This window comes from Ostreibacterium oceani (assembly GCF_009362845.1).
Classification (GTDB): domain Bacteria; phylum Pseudomonadota; class Gammaproteobacteria; order Cardiobacteriales; family Ostreibacteriaceae; genus Ostreibacterium; species Ostreibacterium oceani.
Genome location: NZ_WHNW01000002.1, coordinates 296,179 through 317,924, shown reverse-complemented (window position 1 = coordinate 317,924; position 21,746 = coordinate 296,179). Strand labels below are relative to the sequence as shown.

Annotated in this window: 20 protein-coding genes; 14 read left to right on the top strand and 6 right to left on the bottom strand. The window is 47.0% G+C overall.

The window, feature by feature from the left end; genetic code table 11:
• Positions 1-3: 3 nt before the first annotated feature.
• Together hemJ and GCU85_RS03035 are read left to right on the top strand one after the other, a co-directional pair.
• Positions 4-465, top strand: a complete 462-nt coding sequence (gene hemJ / locus GCU85_RS03040) for a protoporphyrinogen oxidase HemJ (protein ID WP_152809210.1) — start codon at positions 4-6, stop codon at positions 463-465.
• 208 nt (positions 466-673) lie between these two features.
• Positions 674-1,666 (top strand): hypothetical protein, encoded by a 993-nt coding sequence (locus tag GCU85_RS03035; protein WP_152809209.1) that lies wholly within the window; start codon positions 674-676, stop codon positions 1,664-1,666.
• 114 nt (positions 1,667-1,780) lie between these two features.
• On the opposite strand, the gene GCU85_RS03030 is transcribed toward GCU85_RS03035, so the two are convergent.
• On the bottom strand, positions 1,781-2,827 hold the full coding sequence (locus GCU85_RS03030) for an FAD:protein FMN transferase (RefSeq protein WP_218110504.1): 1,047 nt from the start codon (positions 2,825-2,827) through the stop codon (positions 1,781-1,783).
• 64 nt (positions 2,828-2,891) lie between these two features.
• Here GCU85_RS03030 and GCU85_RS03025 point away from each other — a divergent pair, with 64 nt between their 5' ends.
• The 3 genes from GCU85_RS03025 (at position 2,892) to GCU85_RS03015 (ending at position 6,696) form a co-directional block, all read left to right on the top strand.
• A complete protein-coding gene (locus GCU85_RS03025; RefSeq protein WP_152809205.1) occupies positions 2,892-4,157 on the top strand; it encodes a valine--pyruvate transaminase in 1,266 nt (421 codons plus the stop codon).
• 72 nt (positions 4,158-4,229) lie between these two features.
• On the top strand, positions 4,230-5,846 hold the full coding sequence (locus tag GCU85_RS03020) for a phospholipase D-like domain-containing protein (RefSeq protein WP_152809203.1): 1,617 nt from the start codon (positions 4,230-4,232) through the stop codon (positions 5,844-5,846).
• A gap of 163 nt (positions 5,847-6,009) precedes the next feature.
• Complete coding sequence (locus tag GCU85_RS03015) at positions 6,010-6,696, top strand: hypothetical protein (RefSeq protein ID WP_152809201.1); 687 nt, start codon at positions 6,010-6,012, stop codon at positions 6,694-6,696.
• 106 nt (positions 6,697-6,802) lie between these two features.
• Here the strand turns inward: GCU85_RS03015 and GCU85_RS03010 are convergent, their stop codons facing one another.
• Positions 6,803-8,251 (bottom strand): FAD-binding oxidoreductase, encoded by a 1,449-nt coding sequence (locus tag GCU85_RS03010; RefSeq protein ID WP_152809199.1) that lies wholly within the window; start codon positions 8,249-8,251, stop codon positions 6,803-6,805.
• A gap of 131 nt (positions 8,252-8,382) precedes the next feature.
• Here GCU85_RS03010 and GCU85_RS09930 point away from each other — a divergent pair, with 131 nt between their 5' ends.
• The 6 genes from GCU85_RS09930 to GCU85_RS02985 all read left to right on the top strand — a co-directional run bounded on the left by GCU85_RS09930 (position 8,383) and on the right by GCU85_RS02985 (position 13,621).
• Positions 8,383-8,526 carry a hypothetical protein gene (locus GCU85_RS09930; protein ID WP_218110502.1) on the top strand — a complete coding sequence of 48 codons (144 nt, stop codon included), beginning with the start codon at positions 8,383-8,385 and terminating at the stop codon, positions 8,524-8,526.
• Between the two features lie 67 nt (positions 8,527-8,593).
• Positions 8,594-10,198 (top strand): bifunctional folylpolyglutamate synthase/dihydrofolate synthase, encoded by a 1,605-nt coding sequence (locus tag GCU85_RS03005; protein ID WP_152809197.1) that lies wholly within the window; start codon positions 8,594-8,596, stop codon positions 10,196-10,198.
• A gap of 85 nt (positions 10,199-10,283) precedes the next feature.
• Positions 10,284-10,556 carry a hypothetical protein gene (locus GCU85_RS03000; protein WP_152809196.1) on the top strand — a complete coding sequence of 91 codons (273 nt, stop codon included), beginning with the start codon at positions 10,284-10,286 and terminating at the stop codon, positions 10,554-10,556.
• 21 nt (positions 10,557-10,577) lie between these two features.
• Positions 10,578-12,353 (top strand): aspartate--tRNA ligase, encoded by a 1,776-nt coding sequence (aspS, locus tag GCU85_RS02995; RefSeq protein WP_152809194.1) that lies wholly within the window; start codon positions 10,578-10,580, stop codon positions 12,351-12,353.
• A gap of 8 nt (positions 12,354-12,361) precedes the next feature.
• Positions 12,362-13,030 (top strand): DNA polymerase III subunit epsilon, encoded by a 669-nt coding sequence (dnaQ, locus tag GCU85_RS02990; protein WP_152809192.1) that lies wholly within the window; start codon positions 12,362-12,364, stop codon positions 13,028-13,030.
• 105 nt (positions 13,031-13,135) lie between these two features.
• Positions 13,136-13,621: an FKBP-type peptidyl-prolyl cis-trans isomerase gene (locus GCU85_RS02985; RefSeq protein WP_152809190.1), complete on the top strand. Its 486-nt coding sequence runs from the start codon at positions 13,136-13,138 to the stop codon at positions 13,619-13,621.
• A gap of 152 nt (positions 13,622-13,773) precedes the next feature.
• Here the strand turns inward: GCU85_RS02985 and GCU85_RS02980 are convergent, their stop codons facing one another.
• Together GCU85_RS02980 and GCU85_RS02975 are read right to left on the bottom strand one after the other, a co-directional pair.
• On the bottom strand, positions 13,774-16,293 hold the full coding sequence (locus GCU85_RS02980; RefSeq protein WP_152809188.1) for an ABC transporter permease: 2,520 nt from the start codon (positions 16,291-16,293) through the stop codon (positions 13,774-13,776).
• Between the two features lie 29 nt (positions 16,294-16,322).
• Positions 16,323-17,024, bottom strand: a complete 702-nt coding sequence (locus tag GCU85_RS02975) for an ABC transporter ATP-binding protein (RefSeq protein WP_152809186.1) — start codon at positions 17,022-17,024, stop codon at positions 16,323-16,325.
• A gap of 26 nt (positions 17,025-17,050) precedes the next feature.
• Here GCU85_RS02975 and GCU85_RS02970 point away from each other — a divergent pair, with 26 nt between their 5' ends.
• A complete protein-coding gene (locus GCU85_RS02970) occupies positions 17,051-17,815 on the top strand; it encodes an arylesterase (RefSeq protein ID WP_218110501.1) in 765 nt (254 codons plus the stop codon).
• 33 nt (positions 17,816-17,848) lie between these two features.
• Here the strand turns inward: GCU85_RS02970 and GCU85_RS02965 are convergent, their stop codons facing one another.
• Positions 17,849-19,309, bottom strand: a complete 1,461-nt coding sequence (locus tag GCU85_RS02965; protein WP_152809182.1) for a protein adenylyltransferase SelO — start codon at positions 19,307-19,309, stop codon at positions 17,849-17,851.
• An 11-nt stretch (positions 19,310-19,320) separates the two neighbouring features.
• Entirely contained in the window at positions 19,321-19,731 is a 411-nt protein-coding gene (locus tag GCU85_RS02960; protein ID WP_152809180.1) for a DUF2237 family protein, read from the bottom strand.
• Between the two features lie 213 nt (positions 19,732-19,944).
• On the opposite strand from GCU85_RS02960, the gene ffh reads away from it, so the two are divergent.
• Both ffh and rpsP read left to right on the top strand, forming a co-directional pair.
• The gene (gene ffh, locus GCU85_RS02955; protein ID WP_152809178.1) at positions 19,945-21,318 is read left to right on the top strand and encodes a signal recognition particle protein; all 1,374 of its coding nucleotides are present in this window, start codon (positions 19,945-19,947) and stop codon (positions 21,316-21,318) included.
• A 176-nt stretch (positions 21,319-21,494) separates the two neighbouring features.
• A complete protein-coding gene (gene rpsP / locus GCU85_RS02950; protein WP_152809176.1) occupies positions 21,495-21,746 on the top strand; it encodes a 30S ribosomal protein S16 in 252 nt (83 codons plus the stop codon).

Here is a 21,746-nt window from a genome sequence, read left to right as displayed (position 1 = left end):
GCCATGTTGTGGATCAAAGCGTTTCATGTGATCGCCGTCGTCTGTTGGTTCGCTGGGTTATTCTATCTGCCAAGGCTTTTTGTCTACCATAGTTTGGCGCAGGATAATCTTGCGAAAAACCCTGATACGGCAGCAGGTGAAGCTGCTGCCATCGCGCGCTTTAAAATTATGGAGCGAAAACTCTACCATGGCATAACGATGCCATCCATGGTGATTACGTGGGTGCTTGGGTTGTATTTGTTGCATGGTTATGCGTGGGTCGCGTATAAACAAATGGGCTGGCTACATGCCAAATTATTGCTGGTCGTGCTGTTGACGGTGTATCACTTTTCGTTGGGCTATTTTTACAAGCGTTTTAAATCAGACCGCAATACCCACAGCCATGTTTTCTATCGTTGGTATAATGAAATCCCCGTTGTCTTTTTAATCGTGATTGTTGTTTTGGTGATTGTTAAACCCTTTTAGTCCGTGAGTTTTTGGTTTGCGAGCGGGTGGGGGATTAATCGACAGTGCTAACTGATAGCGCCAATGGACAGCGTATGTTTTTAATGAACTTGTTGCAATGCACTTATATTTTATCGTCGTTTGATGTGCTACCATTGAATCGATAAATTGATTAAACGATTTTAAGGTTAAACGATTTTAACACAACGTAAATTCACGGAGACAAACAATGAAAATAGGAACACAATTAAAACAATGGCTGGTATTGTCGCTTGCATTAATGACAGTGACTGCTGTGCAGGCCTTTGAGCCAGTTACAGGCGTGTGGAGTGACACTGGTGAAGGTCAACGGCGCACAGGCTATTCAATCGAATTTCAAAATGGCTTTATGCTAATGTCGATTTACTCGTATGCCGACAACAATGCCTCAACAAACCCCACGTGGTATAACACCGAAGGATTTTTGACAAAAAATGAAGACGGCTCATTGTCAGGCACGTTCCCGTTGTATACCGTTGCTAACAATCAGTTACCCAATGCAGAAGGTAATGTGCCCGCAGGTAATATGACGATTCGCTTTACCGACAGAGAAACAGCAACAGTGACGTGGAATAATTTCCCAGGCAATCGGCTGGCACAAAGCACATTGAAAAAATACTGGTTTATTGGTACGGGTACCGATGCGACCGCCAAACGCTTTGCTGCTCGTGGGAATTGGCAGTATTCACTGGTGAATGAAGACAATGCTGCTGATTTTGGCGCTCTTGTCGTTGGCTATTTTGATCCAACTAACCCCGAAAATAGCAGTGTATACGCTGGTGTCGATTCAGACACTTTGGTTGGTAGAACGATTGGATTACAAAACGAACGCGTAACCAAGCAACTATTTGCCGATGGGGTTGATCTAACCATTATCGAGTTTGCCGATCGTGATTTTTACTTCTTAGAAGTTGGTGGTGGTGCCGAGTATGCTGCAGGATTTGCTGCAATCGTTGGCAGTGGCGAAATGCCAACGGCTTCGGATTATCGTTATCGCGCGACAGCAGTGCGTTTTTTAGGGCAAGATCATCGAAATGGCAGCGGAATCGAGAAATCAGGCGATCTATTGCCAACGTTATCTACTAGCGATGTCGAAGCGATGACTGCACGATTGAAGGCAGCGACTGAAAACGGCGCGTTAGATCGTGTTAAGGTGCAGTTGATGAATAAACCCAATAATTGAAGCACAATTAATGTTAAGCGTCATTGATTGATGCTTGATAAAAAAGGTGAAGCGATGCTTCACCTTTTTTTATTGATATGTTTTTATGGCGGTTGTGTTGTCGCTATTTCGGAATTATTCAATGCGCCAGGGGGCGTTGTCTTGGTTAATTGCATGACTGGTTAAGCGGATGAGTGCGTTGTTTTGACTATTGTCGTTATTTAAGCGATAAAAAATGGCAGGGATATTGGCGTTATTTGCCACCGTCATTCCTGCTTCGCTGCCCAGGCAAAGTAGTGCAGTTGACCACGCGTCGGCATAGGTGGCATCGTTCAGTAAAACGACGACTGATACTGTATCGTGCTCGACGGGTTTGCCCGTTCTAGGGTCTAAGATATGGCTGTATTTTTTACCGTCTTTATCATAATAATGGCGATAAGTGCCAGAAGTCATTACCGCGAGTGGCCCCGTGCCGACTAACTCAATCACTTCGTCAAAGGTTTGGCTATTGGGGGCTGGCCTTTCAATACCGATGCGCCAAGGTTTGCTATCTGGCTTTGCCCCACTGATTAGCATCTCACCACCGATTTCAATGAGGTAGTTATGGATATTTTGTTGCGATAGTAATGTGGCTAGTTGCTCGATAGCGTAGCCTTGACCAATAGCGGATAAATCTATCGTCATTTGAGGGTGTGGCTTGGTGAACGTGTCGCCTTGGCGAATGAAACGATCAAACCCAATGGCGTCTAACGTATGGGTGAGGGTTTTTTCAGGTGGAATGGCAAGGGTTTTGTCTTTGAAACCCCATAAATCAAACAAAGGCTTTATGGTCGGGTCGTAACAACCATTCGATTGCTGGTATACCTGCTCAGCCTTATCTAGTAGCGCCAAAATTTCGGCATCTAATTGAATCGGACGATTGGCGATTTTCATCTGGTTAAATGCCGCAATGACCGAATCGTCGCGGTAATTGGAAATGAGCTGGTCAATGCGTGCAATTTCATCATCAACAAGACGTTGTATTTCGTGGATGTTGTCGGGCTCGAATTCGGGTTGCCAAAATTTAATCGAGTAAGTGGTTCCTTGGGCAAAGCCAACGATGGTGTGGATTGGCTCAACGCGGTCGCAACTGGCGAGGAAAAAGCTCAGTGTAAAAAATAGCCCAGTGAGGGGTTTCAACATGGTATGATGGTGCATTAATTGGTTGTCCTAATGGTTACATGGTGAATTAAATGGTGAATTCAAGATGATTCTATCAAAGTTTGGCGAAAAAATGACGCAAAAAAGTGGGATTTTGCAGTTAATGGATGATATGGGTGATGCCATGAAAAGCGATCAGCCGATAAATATGCTAGGCGGTGGGAATCCCGCAATGATTCCTGCTGCGATGGATATTTTTGCGGAAACGTTTGCGGCGGCTCAGGCAGACATGGGGCGTTATATTGGTCGCTATGCCAGCCCGCAAGGTGATGCACAGTTTATCGATGCATTAGTTAGTTACCTCAATCGGCATTATCATTGGGGGATCAGCGAAAAAAACATCGTGCTGACGAATGGCTCACAAAATGCTTTTTTCTACTTATTTAACTTGTTTTCAGGGGAATATGCCGATGGTAGTGAAAAGAAAATTCTGCTGCCGCTCGCACCAGAGTACATTGGTTACAGTGATGTGCATACACGCGGGCAGCATTTTGTCTCGCAAAAAGCCAAAATAGAAACGACAGCATTCGAAGGGCAAACGGGATTCTTTAAGTATCGGGTTGATTTTTCGCACCTGCATTTAGATGACCGTATTGGTGCAATGTGTTGCTCTCGCCCGACTAACCCGACAGGCAATGTGCTAACCGATGCCGAAATGCACCAGCTATCGGCGTTGGCAGCGTCACAGGCTATTCCGTTTATTGTCGATGATGCTTATGGTATGCCGTTTCCTAATATTGTCTTTTCAGATGCGACGCTGACTTGGAACCCCAATCAAATTCTTTGCCTTAGTTTGTCCAAAGTCGGATTACCAGGGGTCAGGACAGGGATTGTTATTGCGGATGAACCTGTTATTCAGGCTATGTCTGCATTAAATGCCATCGTGAGCTTGTCGCCCAATAATTTTGGCGCATCGCTCGCAACACAGCTGTTGCAAAATGACACCATGAAGCACCTATCAGATGAAATTATTCGGCCGTTTTATTTGGACAAAGTGCGTTATGCGATTGCTTTGTTGAAAAAAGAATTAGACGGCTATCCACTGCGTATTCACCAGCCCGAAGGAGCGATTTTTTTGTGGCTGTGGTTCGAAGGGCTGCCCATCACGACTGCGATGCTTTATCAACAGCTGAAATCGGCTGGCACGCTGATTATTCCGGGTGAATATTTTTTCCCAGGGATTGCGGATTTGCCGAATTATCGTCATGCGCATGAGTGTATTCGCATGAGTTATGCCCAAGATGAGGCCGTATTAGAAAAAGGCATTGCGGAAATCGGTCGTCAAGTCAGGCAGTTGTATGATAATGCGTAGCTTATGTGTTTATTGTGAAATGATTTTTTATCATGCGGTTGAGTAAATTACGATTGAATAGAGTTTCTTTCAATGGCTAGCATAAATAGTGAGTTACTGTTTGAATTGTTAATTATTGGGCATTTTGCGCTCAACGTGTTTTTTGGTGTGCGTGTTATTTACAGCCGTCGTTCGACAGAATCCGCGATGGCTTGGTTAGTCGTCTTGTTTGCTTTGCCCTATATTGGTACGGTGTCTTATCTGTTGTTTGGTGAGCCGCGGTTAGGTAAAAAGCGCATGAAGCGCATGGAAGATATCATGGATTTTTATTATCAATTTTGCCAACGGGCTTTTCCGTCAACGGATAGGCAGCGCATCAAAAGCCGTATCAACGAACCCTTTTGGCGGCTCAGCCAGATTAGTGCAGGTAAGACGTTCTTACCAATCGGCGATAACAATCGGGTTACGTTGTTGCAAGACACGGATACCATTATCGCTCATATGATTGATGATATTCATCGTGCCCAGCATACCTGCTTGCTGATGTTTTATATTGTCTCAGCCGAAGGGCGGGTTGATGATGTGCTTAATGCGTTAATTGCCGCGGCAAAACGTGGGGTGGCGTGCAAGTTATTGGTTGATGCGCTGGGCGGGCGAGCGTTTTTCAAAAGCGATTGGCCCAAACGTTTGACGGCAGCTGGTGTCAACGTCCAGCAATCATTGTCGATTGGGTGGTTGAGCATTTTATTTGTGCGTAGTGATTTACGCAATCATCGTAAACTCGTGATTGTCGATTACCGTGTTGCCTATACGGGGTCGTATAATTTAGTTGATCCCGCCTACTTTGGCAAAAACGCGGGTGTAGGACAGTGGAAAGATGCGATGATGCGCTGCGAAGGGCCGTCAGTCAGGGCGTTAACTGCCGTTTTTTATTCGGATTGGGCGGTTGAAAATGACCAGCAGTTAGCCGAGACTATTGATTATGTGCAGCCCTATTTTTCGCATAATATTGATTTATCAGAATATAATAAACCTGCCAGTCGCCTTGCCACCAGTCAGCCGCGCGCTGGAGAGGCGTTCACAGGGGAGGCGTTCACAGGGGAGGCATTGACAGGGGAGGCATTGACAGGGGAGGCATTGACAGGGGAGGCATTGACAGGGGAGGCATTGATACAGGTCATTCCTTCAGCGCCAGATAAATCGTTTTACGTGCTTTATAATACGTTACTCAGTGCGATGTATTTGGCACAAAAACGCATCGTCATCACAACCCCGTACTTTGTACCAGACGAAGCCCTGCTGGCTGCTTTGTGTAATGCGGCGCGGCGCGGCGTCGACGTGGTCATTATACTGCCTGAAAAAAATAATTCGTGGTGGGTGAGCCAAGCCTCCAAAGCGTATTACCATATTTTATTAACCGAAGGTGTCTACTTGGCTAAGTATCGATTGGGCTTTTTGCATGCAAAAACGGTGGTGATTGACTCTGATTATGCGTTGTTTGGAACGGTTAATATGGACATGCGAAGTTTTTATCTCAATATGGAGATTGCGCTTGCGATTTATGACAAAGCCACCGTCAATCAAATCAGCGACATGCAGCAAAGCTATCTACAACACTGTGAATCGGTTAATCTGAAAAAATGGCAAAAACGCCCGCTATTGCAACGCTTTGTTGAACGTTGCGTGCGGCTGGCCAGCCCATTTTTGTAAACAGTTGGGCTATTCACTGAATGTCGCCACTGAATGTAGTCGCTGAATGTAGTCGCTGAATGTAGTTTTGGTGTCACCTCAATCTGAATTGATATAAAAAGAGAAAAATCAATGGAGTTAGGCGGTTGGTATGTTAACCTGTAGCAGATTATGGTTTTTAGCATTGACAGCAGGGGTAAAAATGGTTCGTATTTTATTATTAACGGTTAGCTTAATGGGTTGTGCGCTGTTGTCTGGCTGTGCTTCCGTGCTGACAGGTTATCATCTTCAGCTTGAAGAAGAGCGAAAAGATTATGAAAAAAAAGAAGATTCGAAAACTCAATACGTTACAATTGATGGGTTTTATGTCAGCTCTGACACGTCTGACCTAGTCGCACTTAGTGGTGATAAAGCCTACCGATTTGAAATTGAAGAGGAGTTTATTCAAATATTATTGCTCTCAAGTGAGATTAGCTTTACGCCGAAATTCGATGATTTTTCAATTAATCGCGATGGCGAAATTACGGGTGAGATTACTTTAATCCATCGAGAGCACCTCGAAAATGATGTGACTGACATGGATTGGTCAGTATTTGATCAGCTTGTTTTATTAGGATTTATTGAACAGCCTGATGGTGAATTAACGTATGCTTCATATTTAAAGGGGCGGGTCTACCGTATTGACGGTGAAATGCCGCGACAGCCGTTACGCCAAGAAATTGTTATAGCGGTTAGTCAGCCTGAAGTTAATACTGATGGTGTCAGTGTAGGGACTGTAGCAAAAGGTGCGGTGCTCATGCCATTGGCGATGACGCTAGATGCTGCTTTGTTGCCAGTGTATTTTGTATTTATCGTTTTAGGACCAAAGTAATTAGTATTGGATTTCGATATTAAGCCGATAGGCTTTGTTAGTATTGGTGTCAGTTCTATTGTCGCTAATTCTATTGGCACTAGCTCTATTGGCGCTCGCCCCTAGATTACTTTAATGGCGGGATAACTTTACCGGGATTCATGAGATTAAGTGGGTCAAAGGCATGTTTAATGCGGCGCATCATATCCAGTGCAATCGGGTCTTTGTATTTTGCCATGTCGGCGATTTTTTGACTGCCAATGCCGTGTTCGGCGCTAAATGAGCCATCCAGTCCGTCAACTAAATCGTGTAGCGCCTCGACTAATGTGGCTTTGTAATGATTGACAAAAGTCTCATCGCTCATGGTTTCGGGGCGGCTAAGGTTAAAGTGAATATTGCCATCACCCAGATGGCCAAAAGGATACGGGCGGATATCAGGGCAGAGGTCGTTGACCACGGTATAGCCTGTGTTAATGAGTTTGGCGACGCTTGAGATGGGTACGGATACGTCAAATTTAACCGATGCCCCTTCGAATTTTTGCACCTCGACCAAGGTTTCACGAATTTGCCAGAATAGGGTTTTCATCGCTTCGTTTTGTGACACGGTGGCATCAATCACAATGCCGTCTTCCATTAAGGCTTCTAAGCAAGCAAGGTTATCCTCTGCCAGCGAGTCGTCAGGGTTTGCACTTGCAATTTTGTACCAAATATACCACGGGTGGTTATTGCCGATTGGGCAACGTAAATCGCTGTGTTTTTCTAGCCACTGCATGGCGAGATTTGGGATGATTTCAAAGCAAGAGACTTTTCCTGTAAATACTTGATTTGTTTGATGTAGACAGGTGATGGCATCTTCGATGGTGTTAACGGCGATAAAGCCGTGTTCGTTGTTGCGCTCAGGGGGAGATAATGTAAACGTAGCCGCTGTTATAATCCCCAGCGTGCCTTCGCTACCAATGAGTAGGTTTTTTAAATCATACCCTGTGTTGTCTTTTCGTAGGGCGCTGAGCCCGTTAAATACGGTGCCGTTTGGGATGACGGCTTCGACACCCAAGGTTAAATCTCGGGTATTGCCATAACGCAATACATTGATGCCGCCTGCATTGGTTGCGAGGTTACCGCCAATTTGACACGAACCCTCTGCGCCCAGCGACAACGGGAAAAAGAGGCCGTGCTTCTCAGCTGTTTCCTGAATTGTCTGTAGTATACAGCCTGCCTCAACCGTGATGGTTCGATTTGCTATATCGATTTCGCGAACACGATTGAGTTTTTTGAGACTAAGCATTACCGTGGCAGGGTCGTCCGAGTGTGCGCCGAGACAGCGGCCACTATTACCGCCAATTGGTACAATGGGTGTTTTGTGGTGGCGGCAGGTCGCGACGATTTGGGCGACTTCGGCTGTTGTTGAGGGGAAGACGATACATTGACAGACGCTATTGACGCGTTGCCGGGACTCTTCTAAATAGGGCGTTAGGGCATCATCGTGCACACCAGACAGCAGGAGGTTGGCCTCACCTACGATGAGTTTGAGCGCAGGGATTAGGGCGTCGGGTGTTGTCGTATGTTGTTGGCTCATGGCTTTTTCTGGGTTTATTTTATTGGTTTTTATAGGCTTTTTGTTTTGCGCTTAATCAATTACAAATCAATTACAAATCAATTGCCATTAAAATTGCCATTTAATTGAATTTAAGCCTTATTATAAAGCAAATGAAACAAAAATATCGGCTGAATTTCACTGTCTTTTGTCTGTCTTTTGTCTGTCTTTGCTTGGTGGTTGCCATTTTCAGCCATTTGCAAGCATTTGGCAACCATTTGGCAACCATTTGGCAACCATTGGCAGTCGCGCGATAATGCACTACAATGCATAGCCTATCATGCCAGACATGACTTTTGACGAGTTTTTTGCGAGTAACTACCGATGCAAACCCCGATGCAACCCCCCAAACGACAATCCGAACCCCAGCAACAGCAACGCCAGCAGCAAGCTAGGAAACAAGCTGAACAGCATCCAGCGTCATACCCGAGTGTATCGACGTTAGACGAATTTTATGCAGCGCTGTATGCGTTACCGCCTAGATTCAATCGCGCAATCACCACGCCGCGTGCAGTAACTGCTAAGCTGTTGCAGCAACTAGGTCACCCTGAACGCCAATGTCGTAGTGTTGTTATTACTGGCTCTAAGGGTAAAGGTTCGGTGGCGCTGATGCTAAGCGCGGCATTGCAGCAAGCACACGCTCGTGTGGGGCTATTTACCTCGCCGCATCTATTTGATTACCGCGAACGTATCCGCATAAACGGTGAAATGATTCCAGTCGATACGCTAGTGAATTTAGGTAATTGTGTCTTTGCGGCCGCCAATCAGTTAACCATTAACCACGAAGATGAGCGACCTCGATTTTTTGAAATCACGACGGCGATTGCGTACCTTTATTTTGCCGAACAATCGGTGGCGATGGCCGTAATGGAAACGGGTATTGGCGCAAAGACGGATGCCGTGAATCAATCGGTACATGAGGTGGCGATACTGACACATATTGAGGCCGAGCATTTGGATATTTTTGGCGATATGCCAACGCTGATTGATGAAAAATGTGGCGTGATGAGGGCGCATACCCCACTCATTTTAGGGGCGCAACAACCCGTTGTGGTTGATGCGGTCAAAACCATCGCTAACCAATTGTCAGTTGATGTTTGTTCGGTCGATCGTATCGACAATGTTATCGATAATGCGGCGATCAACGCCTGCCCATCGGCGCAATCGCAAGCCCCGAGTTATCAGTGGCCTGTTGAGGGTTGTCTGCTATCGGCTCACTCAAAAATTAAAGCGCGCAATATGGCGATTGCGGTTGCGGCGCTGCAAGCATTGGACATTCGAATGACGCAATCCGTCGCCACAACCTTATCGACATTAACGTTACCTGCGCGCGAGGAAGTCGTCAGTGAAGCGCCATTGATTGTGATTGATAGCGCCCATACCGCGCAGTCAGCAGCCAATTTGGCACAGTTTGTCATGGCGCGGCGGGATGCATTGGGGTTGACAGGGCGTCTGGTTATGTTGGTATCGTTTTCAGCGACAAAGAACGTCTATGCGGCGATGGAGGCATTTGACAAAGTGGCTAACAACCCCCTTAACAAGGCCGTTAAGCAGATACCTGAGGATATATCTGAGGTGACATCTAAGGCGGCATCTAATTCTAGTTCGCAGGTAGTTGCTCTGCAACCACCATCCATGATAGCAACCGTGATTGTGACCGAGGCGACCACTACACGGTCGTTGTCCTGTGAATTGATTGTTGATGCCTTGCAGGGCTTACAAGCGCATGATACGAAAAGCGATGCAGCTGGTGAACTAAGTGACGGCGTGACTAAAAGGGCGGCGATTGAACGTATCCTAAGCGAAGCAGACCCAGAAGCAGCACTAACCTTGGCATTATCGAATTTGCAATCCAGCGATTGTCTAGTCATTACTGGGTCGGTTTATTTGGCAGGCTGGGCAAGCGCCTATTACCAAGCGCGTGCGTGACCCCCGTGTTTTTTCCAATGTTTTTTATTCTCAAACCTTTGAAAAACCGTTATACTACGCCATTGTTTTGACAAAATCAATAGAGATGAAATCAGTACGAATGACGTTGATACGGATAGTGCTTACCTTAATTTACTGCGCAATAGGGTTGGTGATTGCCTTACCCGTTAGTTATTTTTTTCAAAGTACGATTTATAGTCAAATGAGCTGGTGGGAATATGTCCGCGGCGGATTTTCATCCGTCATGGCAGGTGCTTATTTTGGTTCTTTTGCTGTCTACCGCAATGTTGCAATTGGCTGCATGTTGCTAGCGGTATTGGCTGGGAGTCGGTTAGAGCGAGTGTTTAATTTAAAATAATAGTCAAATATAGGTTGTAGCATGCTAAGAACGCATTACTGTGCAAAAATTAACAAAACCCATTTGGGGCAAACAATAACCGCCTGTGGCTGGGTGAATAAACGCCGAGACCACGGTGGTGTGATTTTTATTGATTTGCGTGACACGACTGGCATTTTACAAGTCGTCATTGACCCCCAGCAAGGCGATGCGTTTGCTTTGGCAGATAAAGTACGCAATGAGTACTGTATCAAAATCACGGGTGAAGTGGTCGATCGCTTGGATGGCACGGTGAATCCATTGTTAGATTCGGGTGAGATTGAAATTCACGTCAGTGCGGTTGACATTTTATCCAGTGCTTTGACGCCACCATTTCAGTTGACGGACGACGTTTCAGAGGAGCATCGCCTCAAATACCGCTATATTGATTTGCGTCGCCCGCGTATGCAAGACAACATCCGTCTGCGATCCAAAGTCGCGCACGCGATGCGAACTTTTTTAGAACAAGAAAACTTCCTAGAAATTGAAACCCCCATGCTCACCAAAGCGACACCAGAGGGGGCGAGGGATTATTTAGTACCGTCGCGAACGCATTTGAATCATTTTTTTGCACTGCCGCAATCGCCGCAATTATTTAAGCAATTATTAATGATGTCTGGGTTTGATCGCTATTACCAAATTGTGCGTTGTTTTCGTGACGAAGACCTGCGCGCCGACCGTCAGCCCGAGTTCACCCAGCTGGATATAGAGACCTCCTTTATGGACGAGGACGATATTATGGGCATGATGGAATCATTGGTTCGTTATGTGTTTAAAACGGTGTTGTCTGAGGACTTGCCCGAACCATTTCAGCGCATGACCTATGCCGATGCCATGCATTATTACGGCTCGGATAAGCCTGATATGCGGATTGACTTGGCATTTGTTGAGATTGCCGACTTGGTTAAGGATTGTGATTTTAAGGTATTTTCAGCCCCAGCCAATGCGGCAGACGGCCGTGTCGTGGCATTACGAGTGCCAGGCGCTGCCGACAAACTCACGCGCAAAGAAATTGATGATTACACAGGCTACGTTGCGCGCTATGGCGCTAAAGGATTGGCGTATATCAAAGTCAACGATTTGGCGCAAGGCGCGGCGGGGCTGCAATCGCCGATTGTGAAATTTTTGGGTGACGAGGTTGCTTTGTCGGTTATGCAGGCTGTTGGTGCAGAAGATGGCGATATCGTCTTTTTCGGGGCGGATAAAGCCAAGGTCGTCAATGATGCGATGGGTGCCTTTAGAATTAAAGTGGCGCAAGATACAGGATTGGTTGCCGATAAGTGGGCGCCGCTTTGGGTGGTTGATTTTCCTATGTTTGAATACGATGAACAGAGCAAATCTTATGCCTCGCTGCACCACCCATTTACTGCGCCACAGGTGAATCACGTTGATGAATTAACCCAAGCCGATCCCACGACATTACTGTCTCGAGCTTATGATATCGTACTAAACGGTATGGAAATTGGGGGTGGTTCGGTGCGTATCCATGATACAGACATGCAATCGGCCGTATTTTCTATGCTGGGTATTGAGGCTGATGAAGCGCAAGAGAAGTTTGGTTTCTTATTAGATGCGCTGCGCTACGGCTGTCCACCGCATGGTGGGCTGGCGTTTGGTTTGGATAGGCTCGTCATGGCGATGGCGGGTGAGCAGTCGATTCGCGAAGTGATTGCTTTCCCGAAAACGCAATCCGCAGGTTGCTTGTTAACCGATGCCCCAGCGGCCGTTTCTGAGGCGCAATTAAAAGAACTCAATATCCGCCACCGCAAGTTGGATTAACGCATCAGATGCGACGTATATTTCTCGATACAGAAACCACAGGCTTGCCCGCCGAGGCGGGTCACCGTATCATTGAAATTGGTGCGGTTGAAATGCACGACCGTGAGCTCACAGGCAATTATTATCACCAATACATTAATCCCGAGCGCGAAGTCGATGAAGGGGCGTTCGGCGTTCATGGCATTGGTGATGCGTTTTTATTAGATAAACCCGTGATGGCGCAGATAGCCGATGAGTTTTTAGACTTTGTCGAGGGTGCTGAGCTGATTATTCATAATGCGCCATTTGATGTAGGGTTCCTGAATCATGAGCTGAGATTATTGGGTCGTGACCAAACCATTGAAACGCTGTGCGAGGTCACCGATACGCTAGCCATGGCGCGAAAAAAATACCCAGGCGCGCGGGCGAGCTTGGATGCATTGGTCAAGCGCTATGGGATTACGCAATTTAACCGAGATTTGCACGGTGCGTTGCTAGATGCTGAAATTTTAGCGCAGGTCTATTTGATGATGACAGGCGGACAGTCGGGGTTGGGGCTGTCATTTGATAGGCAGGATAAAGCACAATCAAGCAATGCAGAAGGGCAGCATCTCGAGTCGATATCGATTCATCCAGTGCCTGTTGATGCGAGCGAATTGGCTTTGCACCAACAGTGGTTTGAACAGCATCAGTCGTAGCCGTTAAGTTAATCGGATAACTCGCGGATTAGCCAATCAATAATCGAAAATAAAACTATTAAACTAAAGCCACGAAGTAAAGCCAGTATTGGCAGGGGAGTGAAGATGAAAATCAGCGAAAATTGTGTTGTCAGTATTGGCTATCAATTAGCAGACGAAGCAGGAAATGCCATTGAGGCATCACGACCTGATGCGCCGTTGGAATATTTGCATGGGGCAAATAATATTATCCCTGGTTTAGAAAATGCCTTAACTGGAAAGGCGGCAGGTGAAACAGTCCAAGTCCGCGTCGAACCAGAAGACGCTTACGGTGTCGTCAATGACGCATTAAAGCAATCCGTCCCAAGAGAAGCATTCGTCGATGTTGATGAAATCGCTGTGGGCATGCAGTTTCAAGCGCAATCTGACAGCGGACAAGTCGAGGTCGTGACCGTCATCGAAGTCAATGACGAAACTGTCACCATTGATACGAATCATCCGCTGGCAGGCCAAGTATTACATTTTGATGTTGACGTGTTATCTGTTCGCGAAGCGACTGAAACGGAAATTGCCCACGGTCACGTTCATTCGGCGGGTGGCTGTTCACATTAAGTGACGCGCTGCCCCGAATCTATCCCCCCGAATCTATGGCAAATCCATTGAAAATCCATGGCGAATCTATGGCAACCTGCGGCGCATGCTACCTAGGCGATAGGGGGCTATTTAGTTAGTGCGATGAAATTGCTTGGGGTGATGGGCGGTTTTTAATTGTCGCGCAAACTGGTGATAGGCGAATTGCGTATCACCTCGCGGCTGTTGTAAACGCCCAATAAACCAATGATTAGCGCTGATAGTGTAATCACGGTAATCCACATAAGCAAGCTAGATTCATAGGTAATGTCAAATAATCGTTTGTAAATTAATCGGTTAATAATGTCAGTGCCGAGCATACCAACCATCCCTGAGAACACACCAATGGCGGCAAATTCAGTCCATTGTGCCAGTCGGATTTGGTGGCTGCCCGCACCGAGTGTGCGGATGATCGCGCCTTCGCGGATACGTTGGCTGAGACTGGATTTTAGCTCTGATAAGGTAACAGAAAAGGCCGCGAGCAAAACAAATAACAACAAGGCTTGTAGCACGAGTGTCACTTGGTTAATGATATGACGCGCTTGTGCTAAAACGATGTCGAGTTCAATCACGCTAACGGCAGGAAATAGCCTTACTAAGTCAACTAACTGATGTTTTTCTGTTTTTGGTAGATAGAAACTATGCAGCCATGTGCTCGGCAATCCATCTAGCGTGGCTGGTGTGAAAATCATATAAAAATTAGGTTTGAAATTACCCCAATCGACTTCACGTAAGCTACTGACCTGTGCCTGCCAAGTTTTGGCGCCTGTGACAAATGTCAATTGGTCGCCAATACGAATATTTAAATCTTTGGCAATGTCTGCTTCGACTGAGACGAGGGGCTGCGCTTCATCTTTATGCCACCAGCTGCCTTGTGTAATACGATTGTCAGCCGGTAGTTCGGTTGCCCATGTGAGGTTTAATTCACGGCGGATGCTCTCGTGGTCTTGGTTTTCTTGGCTGACTACTTCGTTGACAGGCTGCGCATTAATTTGCGTTAAGCGCCCGCGAACGACAGGAAATGCCGGTGTTTCTTTGATGGCTAATTTGTGCAGAAATTCGATGTAGGCGGCTTTGTCGTCTTTTTGTAAATTGATAACAAAATGATTGGGAGCATCCAATGGGACGCTGGTTTGCCAAGTGTTAATGAGGTTAGTTCGTATCGAAAAAATCAGCATTAATGCCATAATGGTTAAACCAAATGCAATCGTCTGTGCGCTAGTTGTCCAATTACGCCGTAAAAAATGACGCATGCCAGGGCGCATCACGTTTGGGAAATAGGGGAGTAATCGCCCCAGTAATTGATACAGCAGCCGTATCATTAAAATTGACACGCCGAGAACAATGGCTGCGCCTATCGTAACACTAAGTGTCAGCGTTAAATTGCCTGTGTATAGCCACATTAACCCCACAATCAGGACAACTGCGCCTGCGTAAGTTAGCCATGAGGACAAAGGTAGTGGCAGCAAATCATTGCGTAGCACTTTGCTGGGCGAGACATTTTTGAGGCGAATAAGTGACGGTAAAGTAAAACCCAGTAGCATAATAAAAGACAATAGCATCCCAGATATAACGGTGTTGAAACGGCTGGCGGGGATGTCGTTGGGTAATAAATCACGAATCATCCAGATGAGTCCTTGTTGAATGCTCCAGCCCAGTAAGTTGCCGAGCAAGCCGCACAAGCAGGCAATCGCGAGAAGCTGTATAACAAAGGTACTCACGGTAAACGCTTGTGATGCGCCAATGCAGCGCATAAGCGCACTGGTGTCGAAATGGCGCTGAATATAGTGGCGGCCGCTGCCTGCAACGGCAACCGCAGCGAGCAATAGCGCGACAAGGCTGGCCAGCCCAGTATATTGGTTGGCTCTGTCCAAGGCTTGGGCGATGCCAGGGCGCTCTTCGTCGATGCTGCGTAAGCGTTCGCCAGACTTGAGTAATGGTGTTAGGGCTGTGCGTAGTGATTCGATTTGTCGCGTGTCCCCTGTAAACATCAATTGATGTTGTACACGACTGCCGGGTTGGGCGATGCCTGTGCTACCGAGGTCATTAAGGTTGATTAGAATGCGTGGGGTCAAGTTATAAAATCCGCCGCTGCTGTCTAGCGTTTGAATGAGGACTTTGGTGACGGTAAAGTCTTTGTTGCCGAGACGAAGCGTATCACCAATCGCCAAATCGAGCTGGGTTAGAATACGGGCATCTACCCACGCGCCATCTTGGCTGGGTGGATGTTTAACGGCATAGGCGTCTGCGTATAAAGCGTCAGCAATTTGAATGTCGCCTTTTAGTGGGTAATTTGGACTTACCGCAGTGATATTGGCTAATAAAAACGCGTCATTGGCGCTGCTCATCGTGGTTAAGTTACGTTTTTCAGCAACGTTTGCACCAATGGCGAGCGCTTTTTCTGATAGCGTTGGTTCAAATGGGCGATACGAAGAGACAATTAAATCGCCTGCGATTAGGTTATTTGCATTGCTGGCAATGGCACGGCCAATTCGGTCGCTAAAATGACCGATGGCGGTGTGGCTGGCAATGGCGGTGACTAATGCGAGGGTTAATACCCACAACTGCCCGCTTTTCCATTCGCGATACAGTTGTTTGAACGCAAAACGCAGAAGATTCCAGCGTATGGCTTGTTGGCGTAATTCGGCTTTCATGTGGCTTTTATGGGGCTTTTATGCGGGTTTTATTGTGTCGGTTTGTGTTCGGTTAGTTCGCTGAGTTTCCCAGCGTGCATATTCACAACACGCTGGCATTTGGCGGCCAAGTCGTTATCGTGCGTGACCAGCACCAAGGTGGTTTGGTTTTCTTGGTTTAGTTCAAACAAGAGCGCTTCGATACTTTGGCTAGTGCGTTGGTCTAAGTTGCCCGTGGGTTCGTCGGCAAATAAAATATCAGGTTGCGTGACAAAGGCACGTGCGATAGCTACGCGTTGTTGCTCGCCACCAGATAATTGTTTGGGGTAATGGTGCAGTCGATTGGCTAGCCCCACACGTGTTAGCATCGCCTTGGCTAATTGTTGATCATGCGAACGATTGAGGATCTCTAGCGGCAGTGCGACGTTTTCCAGCGCAGTGAGGTTAGGTAGTAATTGAAATGATTGAAAAATAAATCCGACATGGCTAGCCCGAACATGGGCGCGTTGGTCCTCATTCATTGAAGTAAGGTGTTGATCTGCGAGATAAATATCGCCTTCGGTAGCGGATTCAAGTCCAGCCAGTAAGCCGAGTAAAGTCGATTTTCCCGAGCCTGAAACGCCAACAATGGCGATGCTTTCGCCTTTGGCGATGGTTAGGTTAATCTGCTCTAGCAAGACGAGTTTATCGCCTCCCATGGTGACTATTTGGGATAAATTTTTGGCGACGAGGTGTGTTTGAGATGTATTCATGCGAGATTTTCGTTTATTATGTAGCCATGATTATATTATTACAAAGAGTCTATCAGATGTTTGGGCGTTGTGCTTGTACGAAAATATTATTTTTTGTTTCAATTTGCTTAGCGGTGCTGGGGTTTGCCAAGCCTAGTTCAGCGGAGACGAATGTTTCGGTAACGCCACCCGCAGAAAGTATCCGCGTGCTATTAATGGGAGATAGTTTGAGCGCAGGTTATGGATTGCCCTATGATGAAAATTGGGTATCAATGTTGGCGGCTGAGCTGGCGCGGCAAAAACCACCAGTAATCATGATTAACGATAGCATTAGCGGTGATACAACGGCAAATGGATTGACGCGATTGCCAGATGCTTTGGTGCAGTACCAGCCAGACTGGGTGTTTTTGGCGCTGGGTGCAAACGATGGCTTGCGCGGGCTGTCGTTGCCTGCCATGCAAAACAATATACGCGAGATGATTGTCTTGTCACGGCAAGCGGGTGCTAAGGTAGCGCTAATTGGTATGGATTTGCCACAAAATTACGGCGCGCCGTTTCGTCAAGCGTTTGCGCAGGTGTTTGCAACGCTAGCCGAGACGTTTGAATTGCCTTTGCTCTCAGGCGATGCGTTTTCTGATATTGTGGGTCAGCCCGATTATAGCCAGACCGATGGGCTGCACCCCAACGTAGCAGCGCAACCGAAAATTTATGCGATTATGTTGCCTTTTTGGCAGTCGGTTTTGATAAAACCATCCGAGCAACTATCCGAGCAACCACCCGAGGGGCAGCTAGAACAGCCATTAGCGCAATAGCGAGTGAATTAAAAACGTACTAGGCAATGTGGCTCATGTGCCACAAAAAGTCTGATATACGCGTTCGCTAGCCGCAGGCGGGGATTGGTATTTTTTGGTATCTGAGGTTGTTTGATACGGTTTTTGTAGTACGAACAATAACGCCATGAATGGCGCCATGTCGCCACTTTCTGCTGCGCTGAGGGCGTGCGCTACTTGGTGGTTTCTAGGAATAACGAGCGGGTTATTGTCTTTCATTGTTTGTTTGGCGGCGGGTAAGTGAGGTGCAATTCTCGTTTGCCAAGCGCTGTGCCACTGCTGAAATTCGCGTGTGTGATAAATCGAATCGTCAGGGAGGTGTTCAGCCGTCAACGCAACAAACGTGTTGGTGTAGTCGGCTTGGTTTGTCTGCATCCACTGTAACAAATCCTCAATGAGTGAATTGTCTTGGGAATTGTTTTGCGAATCGTCTTGGGCTTCGCTGTCGATTAACCCTAGTTTATTAGCCATCATTTGTCGCCACGCGCGGGTGAATTGATTGCTAAAGCCGTTAACGCATGCCTCGGCTTGTTTAATAGCTTGGTCCGTGTCGCTGTCGATTAGCGGCAGTAGAGTCTCGGCTAGACGCGCACAATTCCATTGCGCCATCGTCGGTTGATTAGCAAAAGCATAGCGACCTTGGCGATCAATCGAACTAAATACGGTGTCTGGGTGGTATGTATCCATAAACGCACAAGGGCCGTAATCAATGGTTTCGCCCGATATGGTCATGTTATCGGTATTCATGACGCCATGGATAAAACCAACGCGCAACCAGTCAGTCACCAGTGTCACGTGTTTATCGCAAACCGCCTGTAAAAAAGCCAAGGCAGGGTTGTCATGATTTGCACAATCTGGAAAATGTCGATTGATGGCATAATTCAGTAAGTGTTGTGTAAACTCAGGCTGGCCCGTGCTGGCAGTATATTGAAAGGTGCCAAAGCGTAAGTGTGACTGCGCAACGCGGGTCAGTACCGCGCCAGCAAGGACATCCTCGCGATAGACGGGGTCGCCAGTTGCCGTGACGGCAAGGCTGCGTGTGGTCGGGATGTTTAGCGCGTGCATGGCTTCGCTAATGAGGTATTCGCGTAACATAGGGCCAAGCGCTGCGCGACCATCACCACGCCTAGCATAAGGCGTAGGGCCAGCACCTTTGAGCTGGATATCTAGGCGCTCGCCTTGGGGCGTACGATGTTCGCCTAATAAATGCGCGCGGCCATCACCAAGCTGGGTAAAGTGTCCAAACTGATGCCCTGCGTAAGCTTGGGCAATGGGGTCGGCATTTTCTGGGAGCGTTACACCGCTGAGAGCAGTGGCGATTGCTTCATCGCTCAACGCGGACCAATCTAGGCCAAGCGTGTTTGCTAATGCGTGGTTAAATATAACCAGCAAAGGTTGACTGGCAGGCAACGGGGCAACACGGCTGAAAAAGCAGTCGGGCAGTTGCTGGTAACTGTGTTCGAATTGAAAGCGCATGCGGTTATCGTTCAGTGGGTTGCTTTGATGGCATGGGCTTGCAGTGCCGATAGCGGAATGCTATCGAGCACGCTGGCATCGCAAGCGGCTAAAATAACGGGTGGCGCGCAGCCTGCTTCATACGCTTCTAACCAACGTAAGGCGCAAACGCACCAGCGATCGCCTGCATTTAGCCCTGGAAAACCAAATTCGGGGCGTGGTGTTGATAAATCATTGCCCGCTTGTTTAGAGAAGTTGAGAAAGGTTTCCGTCATCTGGGTGCATACGGTGTGTTCGCCGATGTCGTATTTGTCTGTTCGGCAATAGCCATCGCGATAAAATCCTGTGATGGGTGCAAAACAGCAGGATTGTAGCGGTTCACCGAGTACGTTTTTGGCATTGGTGTTTTCGGCGCTAGATGCTGGGGCTGGTTGGTTGGTCATGGCAAACTCCGTTCAGGTTGTGTTTTGTGTGGGTTTGTTGTGCCGCTTGCTGTGTTTGCTTGCTTTGTTGCTTGCTGTGACAGGTGCGTAGCAGAGAAGCGGTATATTTGTTAAAACTTTCGCCGCATTATCGGTTATAATATAATACAATACTTGGTTCAAGCCAAATCAATCCCAATAAATTCCAACAAATCGAATGCAAATAGAGTAATTATGTTTGAAAATCTAAGTCAGCGTTTACAGCAAACCGTTAAAACCCTAAAAGGCCAAGCACGCCTTAGCGAAGACAATATCAAGGAAGCGTTACGCGATGTTCGCATGGCGTTGCTCGAGGCAGATGTCGCCTTGCCCGTCGTTAAGCAAATCATCGCCGAGATTAAAGACAAAGCCATCGGCGCGGAAGTTAATACCAAGCTATCGCCAGGACAGGCATTTATCAAGATTGTGCATGCAGAATTAACGGAGGTCATGGGGCAGGCGAATGATGGCTTGGCATTGAGTGCACAGCCGCCAGCGGTAATATTAATGGCGGGCTTGCAAGGCTCGGGTAAAACCACCAGTACAGCAAAGTTGGCCAAACGATTGATTGAACGAGAGCATAAAAAAGTCGCCGTCGTTTCGGCAGACGTTTACCGACCAGCAGCGATTGAGCAGTTAGCAACCGTTGCGAGCCAAGTAGGTGCTGACTTTATCCCGAGTAGCGCTGACGAAAAACCACTAGATATCGCGCAGCGTGCCTTGGCGTATGCCAAACAAAAAACACTGGATGTGCTTATTATTGACACGGCGGGCCGCTTGCATATTGATGCTGAAATGATGGCGGAAATTCAGGCAATTCACAGCGCAGTTGATCCTGTTGAGACGTTATTTGTCGTCGATGCCATGACGGGGCAAGATGCCGCCAATACCGCCAAGGCATTTCATGATGCACTGGCGTTAACAGGCGTAATATTGACGAAAATTGATGGAGACGCACGTGGCGGTGCTGCGTTGTCGATTCGCCATATCACGGGTAAACCAATCAAATTTTTAGGTATTGGTGAGAAGACCGACGCGCTAGAGGCATTTCACCCAGAGCGGATTGCATCACGGATTTTGGGGATGGGTGATGTGCTGTCTTTAGTCGAAGATATTCAGCACCAAGTCGATCAAGACAAAGCCGAAAAGCTGGCTAAAAAAATGCAATCGGGGCAAAAGTTTACGTTGGTTGATTACAAAGATCAACTCGAACAAATGCAAGGCATGGATATCGCAAAGTTAATGGAAAAAATCCCTGGCATGAGTGAAATTCCGCAGCAGGTCAGAGATCAGCAATTAAACAGCAAACAAATTGGTCGCATGGTGGCAATTATTAATGCGATGACACCCGAAGAGCGGTTAACCCCAGAGCTGATTAAAAGCTCTAGAAAAAAACGGATTGCTGCGGGAAGCGGGATTGATATCCCAGAGGTAAACCGCATGCTCAAGCAATTTAAAGAAATGCAAAAGCAAATGGCTAATTTTAACTCAGGAAAAATGGGGAAAATGTTGAAAATGGCCAATAAAATGCAGGGCAAAGTACCAGGGCTGATGAATAAGTTAAAATAATGGTAAAGTAAGTAAAAATAGGTTGCTGATGGCGTTGGGCTGTCTGCAGCCGATTTTATTAGCCGATTTAGGCATAACAAAAATACGGGTATGCGAAATAAATAAAATAAATGCTTTATTTTTACGCGAAAAACGGTAAAATTATCGTCCTTTATTTACATTGATTGAGGTTATTAATGGTCACAATTAGACTTTCTCGCGGTGGCGCGAAGAAAAAGCCCTTTTACCAAGTAGTCGTGGCAGATAGCCGCCGTGCACGCGATGGCCGCTTTATTGAAAATGTTGGTTTTTTCAATCCAGTAGCGCGAGGGCAAGCCGATAAACTCAGAATTAACGTTGAGCGAGTTGAGCATTGGATTAGCCAAGGTGCCCAGCCAAGCGACCGCGTTGCGAGCTTATTAAAAGATTACAAAAAAGCACAGGCCTAA

What these genes read in the sequence shown, in the direction of transcription:
- GCU85_RS03030 (WP_218110504.1), bottom strand. Translation starts at nt 2,827, where the DNA reads ATGTTGAAACCCCTCACTGGGCTATTTTTTACACTGAGCTTTTTCCTC.
- rpsP (WP_152809176.1), top strand. Translation starts at nt 21,495, where the DNA reads ATGGTCACAATTAGACTTTCTCGCGGTGGCGCGAAGAAAAAGCCCTTT.
- GCU85_RS02985 (WP_152809190.1), top strand. Translation starts at nt 13,136, where the DNA reads ATGAAAATCAGCGAAAATTGTGTTGTCAGTATTGGCTATCAATTAGCA.
- GCU85_RS03005 (WP_152809197.1), top strand. Translation starts at nt 8,594, where the DNA reads ATGCAAACCCCGATGCAACCCCCCAAACGACAATCCGAACCCCAGCAA.
- ffh (WP_152809178.1), top strand. Translation starts at nt 19,945, where the DNA reads ATGTTTGAAAATCTAAGTCAGCGTTTACAGCAAACCGTTAAAACCCTA.
- GCU85_RS02980 (WP_152809188.1), bottom strand. Translation starts at nt 16,293, where the DNA reads ATGAAAGCCGAATTACGCCAACAAGCCATACGCTGGAATCTTCTGCGT.
- GCU85_RS03010 (WP_152809199.1), bottom strand. Translation starts at nt 8,251, where the DNA reads ATGAGCCAACAACATACGACAACACCCGACGCCCTAATCCCTGCGCTC.
- aspS (WP_152809194.1), top strand. Translation starts at nt 10,578, where the DNA reads ATGCTAAGAACGCATTACTGTGCAAAAATTAACAAAACCCATTTGGGG.
- dnaQ (WP_152809192.1), top strand. Translation starts at nt 12,362, where the DNA reads ATGCGACGTATATTTCTCGATACAGAAACCACAGGCTTGCCCGCCGAG.
- GCU85_RS02975 (WP_152809186.1), bottom strand. Translation starts at nt 17,024, where the DNA reads ATGAATACATCTCAAACACACCTCGTCGCCAAAAATTTATCCCAAATA.
- GCU85_RS03000 (WP_152809196.1), top strand. Translation starts at nt 10,284, where the DNA reads ATGAAATCAGTACGAATGACGTTGATACGGATAGTGCTTACCTTAATT.
- GCU85_RS02960 (WP_152809180.1), bottom strand. Translation starts at nt 19,731, where the DNA reads ATGACCAACCAACCAGCCCCAGCATCTAGCGCCGAAAACACCAATGCC.
- GCU85_RS09930 (WP_218110502.1), top strand. Translation starts at nt 8,383, where the DNA reads ATGAAACAAAAATATCGGCTGAATTTCACTGTCTTTTGTCTGTCTTTT.
- GCU85_RS03035 (WP_152809209.1), top strand. Translation starts at nt 674, where the DNA reads ATGAAAATAGGAACACAATTAAAACAATGGCTGGTATTGTCGCTTGCA.
- hemJ (WP_152809210.1), top strand. Translation starts at nt 4, where the DNA reads ATGTTGTGGATCAAAGCGTTTCATGTGATCGCCGTCGTCTGTTGGTTC.
- GCU85_RS02965 (WP_152809182.1), bottom strand. Translation starts at nt 19,309, where the DNA reads ATGCGCTTTCAATTCGAACACAGTTACCAGCAACTGCCCGACTGCTTT.
- GCU85_RS02970 (WP_218110501.1), top strand. Translation starts at nt 17,051, where the DNA reads ATGATTATATTATTACAAAGAGTCTATCAGATGTTTGGGCGTTGTGCT.
- GCU85_RS03025 (WP_152809205.1), top strand. Translation starts at nt 2,892, where the DNA reads ATGATTCTATCAAAGTTTGGCGAAAAAATGACGCAAAAAAGTGGGATT.
- GCU85_RS03020 (WP_152809203.1), top strand. Translation starts at nt 4,230, where the DNA reads ATGGCTAGCATAAATAGTGAGTTACTGTTTGAATTGTTAATTATTGGG.